This is a genomic window from Streptomyces sp. NPDC053750, assembly GCF_044544295.1.
Classification (GTDB): Bacteria; Actinomycetota; Actinomycetes; order Streptomycetales; family Streptomycetaceae; genus Streptomyces.
The window spans coordinates 1-13,291 of the sequence record NZ_JBITXB010000019.1; the positions used below are offsets into that span (position 1 = coordinate 1).

10 protein-coding genes are annotated in these 13,291 nt (G+C 72.3%); 6 read left to right on the top strand and 4 right to left on the bottom strand.

From position 1 onward, the window contains the following. The first annotated feature begins 417 nt into the window (after positions 1-417). Entirely contained in the window at positions 418-867 is a 450-nt protein-coding gene (locus ACIGO6_RS34845; RefSeq protein WP_399883444.1) for a PTS glucose transporter subunit IIA, read from the top strand. 76 nt (positions 868-943) lie between these two features. Next, complete coding sequence (gene ptsP, locus ACIGO6_RS34850) at positions 944-2,614, top strand: phosphoenolpyruvate--protein phosphotransferase (RefSeq protein ID WP_399883446.1); 1,671 nt, start codon at positions 944-946, stop codon at positions 2,612-2,614. 60 nt (positions 2,615-2,674) lie between these two features. Here ptsP and ACIGO6_RS34855 read toward each other — a convergent pair whose 3' ends face one another. Next, positions 2,675-3,565, bottom strand: coding sequence for a hypothetical protein (locus tag ACIGO6_RS34855; RefSeq protein WP_399883448.1), 891 nt, complete (start codon positions 3,563-3,565; stop codon positions 2,675-2,677). Positions 3,566-3,686: 121 nt separating this feature from the next. Continuing rightward, entirely contained in the window at positions 3,687-5,663 is a 1,977-nt protein-coding gene (locus ACIGO6_RS34860; RefSeq protein WP_399883450.1) for an acetoacetate--CoA ligase, read from the bottom strand. Positions 5,664-5,876: 213 nt separating this feature from the next. On the opposite strand from ACIGO6_RS34860, the gene ACIGO6_RS34865 reads away from it, so the two are divergent. After that, on the top strand, positions 5,877-8,255 hold the full coding sequence (locus ACIGO6_RS34865; RefSeq protein ID WP_399883452.1) for a glycoside hydrolase family 31 protein: 2,379 nt from the start codon (positions 5,877-5,879) through the stop codon (positions 8,253-8,255). Here ACIGO6_RS34865 and ACIGO6_RS34870 read toward each other — a convergent pair. Then, positions 8,246-8,782: an NUDIX domain-containing protein gene (locus ACIGO6_RS34870; RefSeq protein ID WP_399883455.1), complete on the bottom strand. Its 537-nt coding sequence runs from the start codon at positions 8,780-8,782 to the stop codon at positions 8,246-8,248. The genes ACIGO6_RS34865 and ACIGO6_RS34870 overlap by 10 nt on opposite strands. A gap of 47 nt (positions 8,783-8,829) precedes the next feature. Then, complete coding sequence (locus tag ACIGO6_RS34875) at positions 8,830-9,654, bottom strand: M15 family metallopeptidase (protein ID WP_399883458.1); 825 nt, start codon at positions 9,652-9,654, stop codon at positions 8,830-8,832. A gap of 149 nt (positions 9,655-9,803) precedes the next feature. On the opposite strand from ACIGO6_RS34875, the gene ACIGO6_RS34880 reads away from it, so the two are divergent. The 3 genes from ACIGO6_RS34880 to ACIGO6_RS34890 all read left to right on the top strand — a co-directional run bounded on the left by ACIGO6_RS34880 (position 9,804) and on the right by ACIGO6_RS34890 (position 13,213). Next, on the top strand, positions 9,804-11,429 hold the full coding sequence (locus ACIGO6_RS34880) for a GGDEF domain-containing protein (protein WP_399883461.1): 1,626 nt from the start codon (positions 9,804-9,806) through the stop codon (positions 11,427-11,429). Positions 11,430-11,485: 56 nt separating this feature from the next. Beyond that, positions 11,486-11,677 (top strand): hypothetical protein, encoded by a 192-nt coding sequence (locus ACIGO6_RS34885; RefSeq protein WP_399883464.1) that lies wholly within the window; start codon positions 11,486-11,488, stop codon positions 11,675-11,677. Positions 11,678-12,463: 786 nt separating this feature from the next. After that, a complete protein-coding gene (locus ACIGO6_RS34890) occupies positions 12,464-13,213 on the top strand; it encodes an MIP/aquaporin family protein (protein ID WP_399883467.1) in 750 nt (249 codons plus the stop codon). The last annotated feature ends 78 nt before the right edge of the window (positions 13,214-13,291 follow it).

Genomic DNA, 13,291 nt, shown 5'->3' on the forward strand with positions numbered 1-13,291 from the left:
CGTTGACTTTTGGCACGCTGTTGAGTTCTCAAGGAACGGACGCTTCCTTTGTACTCACCCGATCTCTCGGGCTTTCCTCCGGGCGCTTCCCTTCGTTGTTTCCAACACTATCAGGCTTTCCCGGTGCTTCTGACCACCGTCCTGCGGGCACGCAGAAGGCGATCCAGCGATAGGATCTGATGAGTTGGTTGCTGCCGGGGCGGGGGGACGTTGTCACGCACCGCTCAGCCTCAGGCAGGACTCACAACTGTACACGGAGCCGCGGAACGGGTGCAAATCCGTGAGGAGTGTGGTCTAGACCTCTAATCGGAACAGTCGTGCGGAACCGGTACTTCCTATGACATACGCTGCTGCTCAGTGCGCCGTCCGGGACAGGCAGTGACGGCCCGTACAGATCTCCGCCCTGGGAGGCTTCCCATGACCACCGTCTCGTCCCCGCTCGCAGGACGCGCCATCGGACTGGCCGCCGTGCCCGATCCCGTCTTCTCCGGGACCATGGTCGGCCCGGGTACCGCCATCGATCCCGTCCGGGAGCCTTCCGAGGCGGTGTCCCCCGTGGACGGGGTCATCGTCTCTCTGCACCCGCACGCCTTCGTCGTCGTCGACGAGAGCGGGCACGGCGTGCTGACTCATCTCGGGATCGACACGGTGCAGCTCAACGGCGAGGGCTTCGAGCTGCTGGTGAACAAGGGCGACAACGTCGTGCGTGGGCAGGGCGTGGTGCGCTGGGACCCTGCCGCCGTCGAGGCCGCGGGCAAGTCGGCGATCTGCCCGATCGTGGCCCTGGAGGCGACGGCCGAGGCCCTCACCGAGCTGCGTGAGGACGGCGAAGTGAAGGCCGGAGAGAGTCTCTTTCTCTGGAAGTGACGTCAACGTCGTCCACGACGGCTGACAGGACAACCATCGCGGCGGTGGGACCCGCCGCACTATCGGGACGGGTGAGATGGAGACAACGCTGCGAGGCGTCGGCGTGAGCCACGGTGTGGCGATCGGCGAGGTTCGGCACATGGGGACGGCGGTGCTCGAACCGCCGGCCAAGCAGATTCCGGCTGAGGACGCGGAGCGTGAGCAGGGGCGCGCCCGCAAGGCTGTGGAGGCTGTGGCGGCCGATCTTATGGCGCGCGGCAATCTGGCGGGGGGCGAAGCCCAGGCGGTGCTCGAGGCGCAGGCCATGATGGCCCAGGATCCCGAGCTGATGGCGGACGTGGAGCGGAGGATCGCCGTCGGCAGCACGGCCGAGCGTGCGGTGTACGACGCCTTCGCCGCGTACCGTGCCCTGCTGGCCGGTGCCGGGGAGTACCTGGCCGGCCGCGTGGCCGATCTCGACGACGTGCGGAATCGTATCGTCGCCCGGCTGCTCGGGGTGCCGATGCCCGGCGTTCCGGACAGCGACGAGCCGTACGTTCTCATCGCACGGGATCTCGCGCCCGCCGACACGGCGCTGCTGGACCCGACGCTGGTCCTCGGTTTCGTCACCGAGGAGGGTGGGCCGACCAGTCACAGCGCGATCCTCGCGCGGGCGCTCGGTGTGCCGGCCGTGGTGGCGCTTCCGGGCGCCGGGGAGCTTCCCGAGGGCACGGTCGTCGCCGTGGACGGCAGCACCGGCGAGATCTTCGTGAACCCGAGCGAGGAGAAGAAGGAGCGGCTGGCGGCGGAGGCTGCCGAGCGCAAGGCCGCGCTGGCCGCCTCGACCGGGCCGGGCGCGACCTCGGACGGCCACAAGGTGCCGCTGCTCGCGAACATCGGTGGCCCTGCGGACGTGCCCGCGGCGGTGGCGGCCGGGGCGGAGGGCGTCGGTCTCTTCCGTACCGAGTTCCTTTTCCTCGACGACAGCAAGAAGGCGCCGTCGCAGGAGAAGCAGGTGTCCGCCTACCGGCAGGTGCTGGAGGCGTTCCCGGAGGGCCGGGTGGTCGTGCGGGTGCTGGATGCCGGCGCGGACAAGCCGCTGGACTTCCTGACCCCGGGCGACGAGCCGAACCCGGCGTTGGGTGTGCGTGGTCTGCGGACGCTGCTGGACCACCCGGACGTCCTGCGTACGCAGCTGACGGCGCTGGCGAAGGCGGTGGAGGGTCTGCCGGTCCACCTCGAGGTCATGGCTCCGATGGTGGCGGACCGCGCCGATGCCAAGGCGTTCGCGGACGCGTGCCGCGAGGCGGGGCTGCAGGCGAAGTTCGGTGCGATGGTGGAGATCCCGTCGGCCGCGCTGCGGGCGCGCTCGGTTCTGCAGGAGGTGGAGTTCCTGTCGTTGGGGACGAACGACCTCGCGCAGTACACCTTCGCCGCCGACCGTCAGGTGGGTGCGGTGTCGCGGTTGCAGGACCCGTGGCAGCCGGCGCTGCTCGACCTGGTCGCGCTGTCCGCCGAGGCGGCGAAGGCCGAGGGCAAGAGCTGCGGGGTCTGCGGTGAGGCCGCGTCGGACCCGCTGCTGGCGTGTGTGCTGACCGGTCTGGGTGTCACCTCCCTCTCCATGGGTGCGGCGTCGCTTCCGTATGTCCGGGCGACGCTGGCCAAGTTCACGCTGGCACAGTGCGAGCGCGCCGCGGCGGCCGCCCGGGCGGCGGACAGCGCCGAGGAGGCGCGGAACGCGGCTCAGGCGGTGTTGTCCGGCGAGTAGGCCGGGCGAGGTTTGTGGTGCGGGGCGTCCCCTCTTCGGGCGGGGGCGCCCCGCACGCGTTCAGTGGTGGTGGCCCGGCAGTGGCTTGTCGTCTCCGAGGTCGGGCGGAGAGCAGTAGTCGACGTTGGATTCCGGGGAGATGAGGTCGCCGGTCTCCATGTCGGTGCAGTAGGCGTCGAAGACCTCACCGGCAGTGAGGGGCTCGAGGCCGTACCCCCGCAGGCGCCAGCCGTGGATGCGGTCGGTGCCGCTCGGGGCGCTGATGCGCATGACCACTCCGCCGGGGCTGCGGGTGGCGAGGCCGAGGGCGAGGACGCTGATGAATTCCAGCGCCTCGGCTTCGTCCAGGTGCCTGGTGCCGTCGATGTCCTCGTCGGCGTGCAGGACGGAGACGAGGGTTTCCGGGGCGCCCGAGACGCTGCAGACCAGGTGGCGGTCGCCCGGTGGGGCCGTTTCGAGGATGCGCAGGACCAGGCGCTTGGCCCGGTTGAAGGCGGCTCGGCCGAGATCCTCGCCGCAGGTGGCGCAGCTGCCGAGGCGGGCCAGCAGTCCGGCCGCGTACTCCCAGGTGGCCTGGCGGACGGCTTCGTCGACGAGGAGCGGGAGGAGGTCGGCGAGGGCCTGGCCCTCGTACGGGAGGGTGGGTCCGGTGGCGGCGAGTTCCGCGGTGAACCGGGTGCGGCTCGCGTGGGCGTCCGGGTCGAGTCCTGCCGCCGAGCAGAACGCGGCGTACTCCTCCGGGTCGAAGAGGGCGATCGTGGTGTGGGTGCCCTGGGAGGCGCGGGCCCGGAGGAGGGCTTCCACCTGTTGGAGATAAGCGGCGTGGTCGTCGAAGGTGAAGCTGCGGTAGCGCCGCATGGCACGGAAGTCGTGCTCATCGGTGAGCACTCCGATGGTGCCGGCGATTTCGCGGCGCAGGACGCGTCGCATGGTCTGGTCGGTGTGCGCCATGTTTCCCCCTGTGCACAGTCGATCAATGCTCACTCACAGTAACCGAGGGCACTGACAACGGCGTCGGGCCGGTGCGGCGAGCCGGCCCCGCTCGGCCTGGGCCGGCTCGCCGCGTGCCTGGTCAGGGGCGGTTGCGGGCGAGGTTTTCGTAGAAGTGGAGCAGGTCGAGGTTGTCGATGGAGCCGGGATTGACCGCCTTCTCCAGCGGGGTGCCCTGGAGGAGGCGCTTGACCGGGACCTCGATGCGCTTGCCGGTGAGGGTGTGCGGGACGCCGGGCACCTCGATGATCTCGTCGGGGACGTGGCGCGGGGAGAGCTGTGCGCGGATGGTCTGCTTGATGCGGGTGAGCAGGGCCTCGTCGAGGACCGCTCCGGGGGCGAGGTGGACGAAGAGGGGCATCCAGTAGCCCCCGTCGGGCTGCTCGACGCCGATGACGAGGGATTCCCTGATCTCGGGAAGGCGCTCGACGGCCTCGTAGATGTCGGCCGAGCCCATGCGGACGCCCTGCCGGTTGAGGGTGGAGTCGGAGCGGCCGTGGATGACGACGGAGCCGCGGGAGGTGACGGTGATCCAGTCGCCGTGCCGCCACACGCCGGGGTAGGTGTCGAAGTAGCTGTCGTGGTAGCGGCTGCCGTCCGGGTCGTTCCAGAAGCGGATCGGCATGGAGGGCATGGGGTTGGTGACGACCAGCTCGCCGACCTCGTCGGTGAGGGGGTTGCCGCTCGGGTCCCACGACTGGAGGTCGGTGCCCAGACCGGGCGCCTGGAGTTCGCCGATGTGCACGGGGAGGGTGGGGACGGCGCCCGCGAAGCAGGAGCACACGTCGGTGCCGCCGCTGACGGAGGCGATCCAGAGGTCCGCCCCGCTCGCTGCGAACTCGTCGTGCAGCCAGCGGAAGCCGTCGGGCGGGAGGGGCGAGCCGGTGGTGGCGACGCACTGGACGGCGGAGAGGTCGTGGTCGCGGGTGGGGTGCACGCCGGCCTTGCGGCAGGCCATGACGTAGGCGGCGGAGGTGCCGAAGAGGGTGGCGCCGGTGCGTTCGGCGATGCGCCACTGGGCACCGGTGTCCGGGTGTCCGGGGCTGCCGTCGTACAGGACGATCGTGGTGCCGGTGAGCAGGCCGGAGACGAGGAAGTTCCACATCATCCAGCCGGTCGACGTGTACCAGAAGAAGCGGTCCTCGGGGCCCAGGTCGCAGTGCAGGCCGAGTTGTTTGAGGTGTTCGACCAGGATGCCGCCCTGGGACTGGACGATGGCCTTGGGCAGGCCGGTGGTGCCGGAGGAGTAGAGCACCCACAGGGGGTGTTCGAAGGGCACCTGCTCGAAGACGGGGTCCGTGTCGGCGGCCGTCAGGGTCTCCCAGTCCAGCGCGCCCTCGGGTGCCTCGGTGCCGAGGAGCGGGATGTGGATCACGGCGCGCAGGGTGGGCAGTTCGCGGCGGAGTTCGGCGACGGTGTCGCGGCGGTCGTGCTCCTTGCCGCCGTAGCGGTATCCGTCGACGGTGAACAGGACGACGGGTTCGACCTGCTGGAAGCGGTCCAGGACGCTGCGGGCGCCGAAGTCGGGGGCGCAGGAGGTCCAGACGCCGCCGACGGCGGCGGTGGCCAGCAGGGCGACCACGGCGTGCGGGATGTTCGGGAGGTAGCCGCTGACCCGATCGCCGGGGCGCACGCCGAGGGCGCGCAGCTCGGCGGCGAGGGAGCCGACCTGGCGGTTCAGCTCGGCCCAGGTGACGGGACGCGGGTCGTGGGTCTCGTCGACGTACAGGAGGGCCGGTTCGTCCGCGCGGGTGGCCGTCGCACGCAGGGCGTGCTCGGCGTAGTTGAGGGTGGCCCCGGGGAACCACTGTGCGCCGGGCATCGACCGGTCGCCCAGCACGCGCGCGTAGGGAGTGGAGAAGCGTACGTCGAACCATCCTGTGACTGCTTGCCAGAAGGTGTCGAGCTCGTCGACGGACCAGCGGTGCAGGGCCGCGTAGCCGCCTTCGGCGGGGGCGCCGTGCTGTTCGGCTGCCCAGGTCTGGAAACGGGTGATCCGTGCCTGGGCGATACGCTTCGGATCTGGCTGCCAGAGCGGCTGCGGGTTCACGGTCGACATGGGGCGGCTCCCGGACTGTGCGCGTCGTGTGCGTCCTCCGCGCACGGGCTGGGGTGTGCGCGTGACGCGGCTGACACGGACGATGCCATGTGATCGACTTCTACACCAGGGCGCGCCGCACATAGTCGGTGTCATGAAGATGTGGTCCCATCACGGATGAACGGCAGTTGAACGACACCCGCGCCGGGGGCCGTCGATGGCAGGGTGAGCAGCATGGACGGTCGTGACCTGGTGCGTTCGATAACAGGTGTCGGTTCTGCGGGGGCGGCGCAGGGGTTGCGTGGCGTACGCGCGGCGTGGCGCAGACGGCGGGCCGACGCCGCCGGGCTGCCACCGCGGGGTCCGGAGCGTGCGCGGGTGCCCGGGCCGATGCAGGAGGTGGAGCCCGGCCCCGGGGGTGGTGTCGTCCGGTTCGGCCGTTCGGAGTTGCGCATTCTCGTCGCCGTGAACGGTGCCGTGTTCTGGGGCTGGGACGGGGCCGGGCCGGAGCCGTCGTACGCGTTGGCGGGCAGGTGCCCGGAGCCGGACCCCAGGGCGGTGCTGGAGCCGGACAAGGACGGCGGCTGGCGGGTGGTGGCGGAGCGGGCGACGGTGGCCGTCTCCCTGCACGGTGCGATCGAGGTCCGTACCCCTGGAGGTGTGGTGCTGCGCCGTGAGCTGCCGCCGCGCTGGTGGGAGCCGGTCGGTGGCGGTCCGGCGCGCTGGACGCAGCGGTCGGAGGTGGCGGCGGACGCGCGGTTCTTCGGGCTCGGCGGCCGGTCCGAGGGGCCTCGGCTGCGGAAGGGCACGTACCGGCTGTGGAACACCGGTCCGGCCCGGGCCTTCGCGCCGGGTGAGGATCCGTTGTCCGTCACGATGCCGGTGCAGTTGGTGGTGGCCGACGCGGGGACGCATCTCGTCTTCCACGACAGTTCCTGGGACGGCACCGTGGCCTTGCGGGAGGGCGAGGAGGGCGCCGGGTCGGGGCACGACCGGCCCGGGAGAAGTGTGCTGCGGATGGACGGCGGACCGCTGCGGTGCTGGGTGGCGGTGGGCACTCCCGCGCGCGTGCTGCTCACGTGGGCGTCGCTCACCGGGGCGCCCGCGCTGCCGCCGGCGTGGGCGCTCGGTCACCATCACGCGGGGTGCGGTTTCGGTGACGAGCAGGAGGTGCGGCGGACCGTCGCCGGCTACCAGGAGCGGGATCTGCCGCTCGACGCCGTGCATCTGGACGTCGGTCACCTCGACGCCCGACAGGTGTTCACCGTGGACGAGGAACGGTTTCCGAAGCTGTCCGTTCTCGCCGACGAGCTGCGGCGGGAGGGAGTCCGGTTGGTGTCGGTCGTCGGTCCGGCGGTGCCGGCCGCGCGCGGCAACGCCGTGCACGACGCCGGGGCGGCCGAGGACGTGTTCGTGCGCGATGCCTCGGGTCCGGTCGTCCGCGGGGTGGCGTGGCCGGGGGACGTGGTCTTTCCCGACTTCACGCGCGCGCGGGTGCGGGAGTGGTGGGGCGCGCTCTACGAGGAGCGCCTCCGGCGGGGTTTCGCCGGCTTCTGGCACGACCTGGACGAGCCCACCTCGTTCACGGCGTTCGGGGAGTCGACGCTGCCGCGGTCGGCCCGGCATGCGCTGGAGGGGCGGGGCGGTGACCATCGGGAGGCACACAACGTGTATGCGTTGTGCATGGCCCGCGCCGGGTACGAGGGGCTGCGGAGGCTGGCGCCCGAGGAGCGGCCGTTCGTCCTCTCCCGCTCCGGGTGGGCCGGGATGCAGCGCTACGGCGGCACGTGGTCGGGGGGCGTGGCCGCGGGGTGGCCCGGGCTGCGGGCGTCACTGGCGCTGGTGATGGGGCTGGGGCTGTGCGGGGTGCCGTATGCGGGGCCGGATGTGGGCGGGGTCGGTGGGAGGCCGTCTCCGGAGCTGTATCTGCGGTGGGTCCAGCTGGCCGCGTATCTGCCGCTGTTCCGCACGCGTGCGGGCCTGCGGGCGGGGCCCGGGGAACCTTGGGAGTTCGGCGCCCAGGTGCTGGAGCACGCGCGCGTGGCGCTCGTCGAGCGGCGGCGGTTGCTGCCGTACTTCGTGACCCTGGCTCATCTGGCTCGGCGCACGGGCGCGCCGTATGTGCGTCCGCTGTGGTGGTCGGCGCCGGAGGAGCGGGCGTTGCGGGAGTGCGAGGACGCGTTTCTGCTGGGCGACTGCCTGCTGGTGGCGCCGGTGCTGGATCCGGGAGCGGACCGGCGGGCGGTGGAGCTGCCGCGCGGGCGCTGGTACGACACGGTGACGGAGCGGGCGTACGAGGGGCCGGGTCAGGTGCTGGTGGATGCTCCTGCGGCGCGGATTCCGGTGTTCGCGCGCGCGGGGGCCGTCATTCCCGTGCGGGGGGAGGACGGCGGGGTGGAGCTGGAGGTGTGGGCGCCCGCACGGGGGCGGACCGGTGACGGGCTGGTCGTGCGGGACGCCGGCGACGGTTGGGAGGAACCGGAGATCGAGCGGTACGTCTCCCGCTGGGAGGACCGGCGGGTGGTGGTCGAGCGGGAGGGCGAGGGCGGCGTGGCCGAGCCGTCGTGTCCGGTACGTGTGCGGGGGCTCGGCGAACGCCCGGGTCAGAGGTAGCGGCCCTCGAACCAGGCCCGTACCGCGCGCGTGTGGAGGGGGAAGGCGAGTTCGTCGGCCCTGCGCAGGAGGTGCCAGCCCTCGGTCTCGTTCGTGGCGGTGGACGTCGGAAGTCCCTCGGCGGGCCGTTCGGGGAGGAGCCCGAAGAGCAGCAGGTGGCCGTCGGGCGAGCTCATGGCGTCGGCGAGCCGCACGTCGTGGCTCGCCGCCTCGATCCCCGTCTCCTCCTCGAGTTCGCGGACGACGGCCCGCCGCCAGTCCTCGCGGTCGTCGACGTAGCCGCCGGGCAGGGCGACTCCTCCGCGCGCGGGGGCGACGGTGCGGGTGATGACGACCAGGGCGGTGCCCTGGGTGTCGTACACGGGCTGGAGGGCGACCGCGACCGGCAGCGGGTTGCGGTAGGCCACGGTGCCGCAGGCGGGGCAGGTGCGGGGCCAGCCGGAGACGCCCTCTCCGTAGGGCGTCCCGCAGCTCGAACAGTGGGAGCCCGGGACGGAGTTGGAGACGGATACTGGGGTTTCGAACACGCGGCGGACTGTATCCGATCTCGGGGAGGGCGGCTCCGGCGGCGGGCTCAGCGGCGGCCGGCGAGGGATTTCGCGGAGACCGGGAAGTCGAAGTAGGTGTCCGGGTGGGGCTCCGGCTTGTAGGTGAAGTGCCACCACTCCTCGGGGAGGTTCACGAGGCCCACGTCCTCCAGGGTGTCCTTGAGCAGCAGGCGGTTGGCGCGCTGGGTGCCCTGGATGCGGGGGTCGAGGGTGTGCGAGAGGGTGTCGAAACAGTCGTAGCCGGTGCCCATGTCGACGGAGTTGTCGGGGAAGCGCTGGTCCTGCGGGGCGAAGCAGGGTTCCAGGGGCTGACCGGGGTGGTACGGCCGGGTGGGCTTCGCCGGAAGTTTCACGAGGGTGAGGTCCATGGTGGAGCCCCGGCTGTGGCCGGACTTCTCCGCGATGTAGCCGTCCGCGAAGAGGCGGGTCTTGTCGACGTGGGGGTAGAACTCCGCTTTCATCGTCTGGTCGTCGAGGTCCTCGGCCCAGCGGACGAAGTGGTCGACGGCGCGTTGCGGCCGGTAGCAGTCGTACACCTTGAGGGAGTAGCCCTGGCGCAGCAGCCGCGTCTGCGCCCGGTGGAGGGCGAGGGCGGCGGGGCGGGTGAGGATGCACAGGGGCTGCCGGTAGCCGTCGATGCGTTCGCCGACGAAGTTGTGCGGGGTGACGTAGCGCATCTCCTGGATGATCGTCGGGTCGACGCTTCTCAGGGCCACGAAGTCTTTCGGTGCCTTGGGCTCGGGGGACGCGGCCCGGGCGGTGGCGGGGACGGCGGTGACGGCGAGCAGGGCGGCGACGGTGGTGGCCAGACCGCGCAGTGCGGTGGTGAGTCGGGGGAGGTTGCGTGTCATGTTCCCTGCATCTATCAGGAGTCGGTTCCGCGGGGGAAGTGGGCGGGACGGAGACGCGCCGCTCGTACGCTCCGTGAGGGCGTCGGAATCCTGCGTGAACGTCGTATGAACTGGGCCCGGCCGGCCGCGGGCGGCGCCATCCTGCTTCCGTGCGCTCCTGGACGGACACTCTCCGCTTCGCTTTCCAACCGGTGGTCAACCTCATGACCGGCGGGGTCGCGGCGCTGGAGATACTCGCCCGCCCCGAGAGTGGCGACATCCTGGCCGAGGCCCGCCGTGACGCGGAACTCGACGGCCGGCTGGCGGTTTCGGCGGTCCGCGCGGCGGTGCGCAAGGAGACGCTGCTGCCCCTGCACGTCAACGTGTTCGCAGGCACGCTCGCCGACCTCGGTGGCCTTCAGGCGTTGCACGACGCGGTGCGTGAGGCGGGCCGGCTGCCCTGGGAGGTGACCGTCGACATCTGTCCGCCGTACGCCCATGTGCCGCGGCGGGCGCTGCTGGAGGCGGTGACCGTGCTGCGGGGCCAGGGCTTCCGGATCTGCGCGGACGGGGTCGGCGACGGGGATGCGCCGCTGCGGCTGCTGACGGATCTGGCGCCGGATCTGGTCAAGCTCGACGCCTCGTTGCTGGGGCGGCCGGCGGCCGTACGGGCGATGCGGGCGCTCTGCGACGAGCTGGGGGCGCTGCTGTCCGTCGAGGGCGTGGAGACGGAGGCGCAGTGTGCCGCCGCGCGGGTGGGCGGGGCGCAGTTGGCGCAGGGGGAGTTGTTCGCGCCGCCCGCGCGGCTGCCTGCTGCGGACGTGTACGTTCCGCCCGACTCTCCCGGCGTCGTGTCGGTGCCGCGTTCGGGGCCGCCGGTGGGGCAGTTCGTGCGGCCGGCCGCGCTGTTGCCGGTGACTGCTTCGGCGGGGCAGGTACGGGCGTTGCTGACCGGGTCGCCCGAGGTGTCCGGGGTGCTGCTGGTGGACCGGGACGGGGTTCCGGTGCGGTCGGTGCACCGGTCCCGTTTCCTGCTGTCGATGTCGGGGCGTTACGGGCATGCCCTGTATGCCGACCGGCCCGCCGCGAAACTCGGCGACCCGCCGCGGACGGTGGGTGTCGAGGCGACGGCGTGGGAGGTGCTGGACGTGGTGGCGGTCGGCGGCCGGGGCCGAACGTCGGACGACGTGGCGGTGGTCGACGCGTGCGGGCGGTGCGTGGGTGTCGTACGGCTCTCGGATCTGGTGCGGGCGCTGGCCGAGAGCCGGGTGGAGGAGGCGGTCGGGCTGAATCCGCTGACCCGGCTGCCCGGTTCGGACGCGATCACGGGTGAGGTGGACCGGCGGATCGCCGACGGGCGGGCGTTCGCGTTGAGCTGGCTCGACGTGGACCACTTCAAGCAGGTCAACGACGGGGCCGGGTTCGCGGCGGGCGACGAGCTGATCCGGGCGGTGGGGCGGGCGCTGCTGCGGACGGCGTCGGTGTCCACGCGCGTGGGGCACATCGGCGGTGACGACTTCCTGGTGCTCAGCGATCCGGAGGAGCTGGATCCGCTGGCCGCCTCCGTGCTGGACGCGCCATGGTCGGCCGGCGGGCGGCCGGTGACGCTGTCCTTGGCGACGGTCCTGTGCGCGCCGGGCAGCGTGGCGGACCACCGGGCGGCGGCGGCCGCTCTGGCTCCGCTGAAGAAGGCCGCGAAGGCGTTGCGCGGGGCGAGTTGGGTGCTGGGGCGGGCCGGGGCCCCGGGCCACGAGGTGCGGCGCGGCCCGGACCGGGCCACGGCACCGGCGGGGTGAGCCGAGCCGGGCTGGCGGTAACGGGGCGCCGGTCGGGCGGCGGGCGGTGGTGGGACGTGGCTGGGTGGTGGGGCGCGGCCGGACGCTGGGACGCGGCCGGACGCTGGGACGCGGCCGGACGCTGGGACGCGGCCGGGGGCTGGAGCGCGGCCGGGCGCCGCTGGGACGCGGCCGGGCGGGGTGTCCGGCGGGAGCCATCCGGCTACGGATCCGGTGAGGCGAGCCGGGTTCCGGAGCACCCGGCGTGAGCCGGTCAGGGGGCGGCCGGGGGGATTCGAGGGTTGGGCAGGGAAGGTCACGGGAGCCTTGTGAGCCACGGGCGGCGAGGCTCCGGCGACGACGCGGTGAGCCGGAGTCCAGGACTCCCGGCTGAACCGGTCGGGCTGCGGCTGGGGGCGGCGGCCAGGGCTCGGCCGAGTGGGGCGGTCGGCAGGAGGGCAGCAGGCCGCAGGAGGGCAGCAGCCGGCAGGAGGGGGTGGCGGGTTGCTGGGCACGCGCGCGTGGAGGGGCGATGAGCGCGTCATCGGGGCGTCGTGGTCGCTGGCCGTCCGGCGGGGCGTGGTGGGCGTTGGTCGGCCGGGCCCAGCAGGCGTCGGCCATTCGGCGAAACGTAGGGGGGCGCCGGCCGGCCGGGCCCAGCGGGCGCCGGTCATTCGGCGGGCGTGGTAGGCGCTGGTGCTCCGGCAGGGCGTAGCCGTCGCTGGGCGTGCGGCGGAGCGTGTAGGCGCTGACCGGGCGGGCCCGGCGGTCGCTGGTTGGCCGGGGGTTCGAAACGTTGCGGTCGGCCACCTTGACGCTCCCCGGGTGCCGGTGAACACTTCCGGTGTCAGTCGACATCGCCGTACATCTCGGCGCATTCCGGTACGCGTCGCGCGGGCTCTCCTGTGCTTCGAGGACCACTCCCCCCACGGGCGGTTCGGCTGCTACGGCACGCTCGTCACTCACGCCCCCTCGGCGGAAGTCGCCATGGGACACGCACACTCCGCACGTGAGGGCCGGGGCCGACCGTCCCGGGCCAGGGCCTAGGAGCCGCCATGAGCAACGGAGACATCTTCGTCGGCGAGATCATCGGAACCGCGATCCTCATCCTCTTCGGCGCTGGTGTCTGCGCCGCCGTGACGCTCAGGTACAGCAAGGCACGGGCGGCCGGGTGGGTGGTGATCGCGTTCGGCTGGGGGTTCGGCGTGCTGGCGGGCGCGTACACCGCGGCCCCGCTCTCCGGCGGGCACCTCAATCCCGCCGTCACCCTCGGGATCGCCGTCGACACCGGCGAGTGGGGCAAGGTCTGGGTCTACGTGCTGGGGCAGTTCATCGGTGCGATGATCGGTGCCGTCCTGTGCTACCTCACGTACTTCGCCCAGTTCCAGGCCAACGTCCACAAGACCGGCAGCACCGAGGGCACGGCGGACGAGCCGGTTCCGACACTCGGCATCTTCTCCACCATCCCGGAGATCCGGCACCCGGTCGCCAACCTGCTCACCGAGATCATCGCCACCGTCGGGCTCGTCCTGCCGATCCTCGCCTTCGGGCTGACGGAAGGGCTCGGCGAGTCCGGGACGCTGGTGCTGATCGTCTCCCTGCTCGTCGTCGGCATCGGTCTCTCCCTCGGCGGGCCGACCGGGTACGCCATCAACCCGACGCGCGACCTCGGCCCGCGCATCGTGCACACCTTCCTGCCGATCCCGAACAAGGGCACCTCCGACTGGAGTTACGCCTGGATCCCGGTGGTCGGCCCGCTGATCGGCGGAGGGCTCGCCGGGCTCGTCTACAACGTGGCCTTCTGAACCGCCGGCCGAGCGGCCACACCGAGCAGTCACCCCGGCAGGAAGCCCAGCAGTCGTCCGAACCCAGCCCAAGGGACA

Bases quoted from the DNA above. Each gene is read 5' to 3' on its own strand.
- ACIGO6_RS34875 (WP_399883458.1), bottom strand. From the start codon at position 9,654: ATGACACGCAACCTCCCCCGACTCACCACCGCACTGCGCGGTCTGGCC.
- ACIGO6_RS34865 (WP_399883452.1), top strand. From the start codon at position 5,877: ATGGACGGTCGTGACCTGGTGCGTTCGATAACAGGTGTCGGTTCTGCG.
- ACIGO6_RS34890 (WP_399883467.1), top strand. From the start codon at position 12,464: ATGAGCAACGGAGACATCTTCGTCGGCGAGATCATCGGAACCGCGATC.
- ptsP (WP_399883446.1), top strand. From the start codon at position 944: ATGGAGACAACGCTGCGAGGCGTCGGCGTGAGCCACGGTGTGGCGATC.
- ACIGO6_RS34860 (WP_399883450.1), bottom strand. From the start codon at position 5,663: ATGTCGACCGTGAACCCGCAGCCGCTCTGGCAGCCAGATCCGAAGCGT.
- ACIGO6_RS34845 (WP_399883444.1), top strand. From the start codon at position 418: ATGACCACCGTCTCGTCCCCGCTCGCAGGACGCGCCATCGGACTGGCC.
- ACIGO6_RS34855 (WP_399883448.1), bottom strand. From the start codon at position 3,565: ATGGCGCACACCGACCAGACCATGCGACGCGTCCTGCGCCGCGAAATC.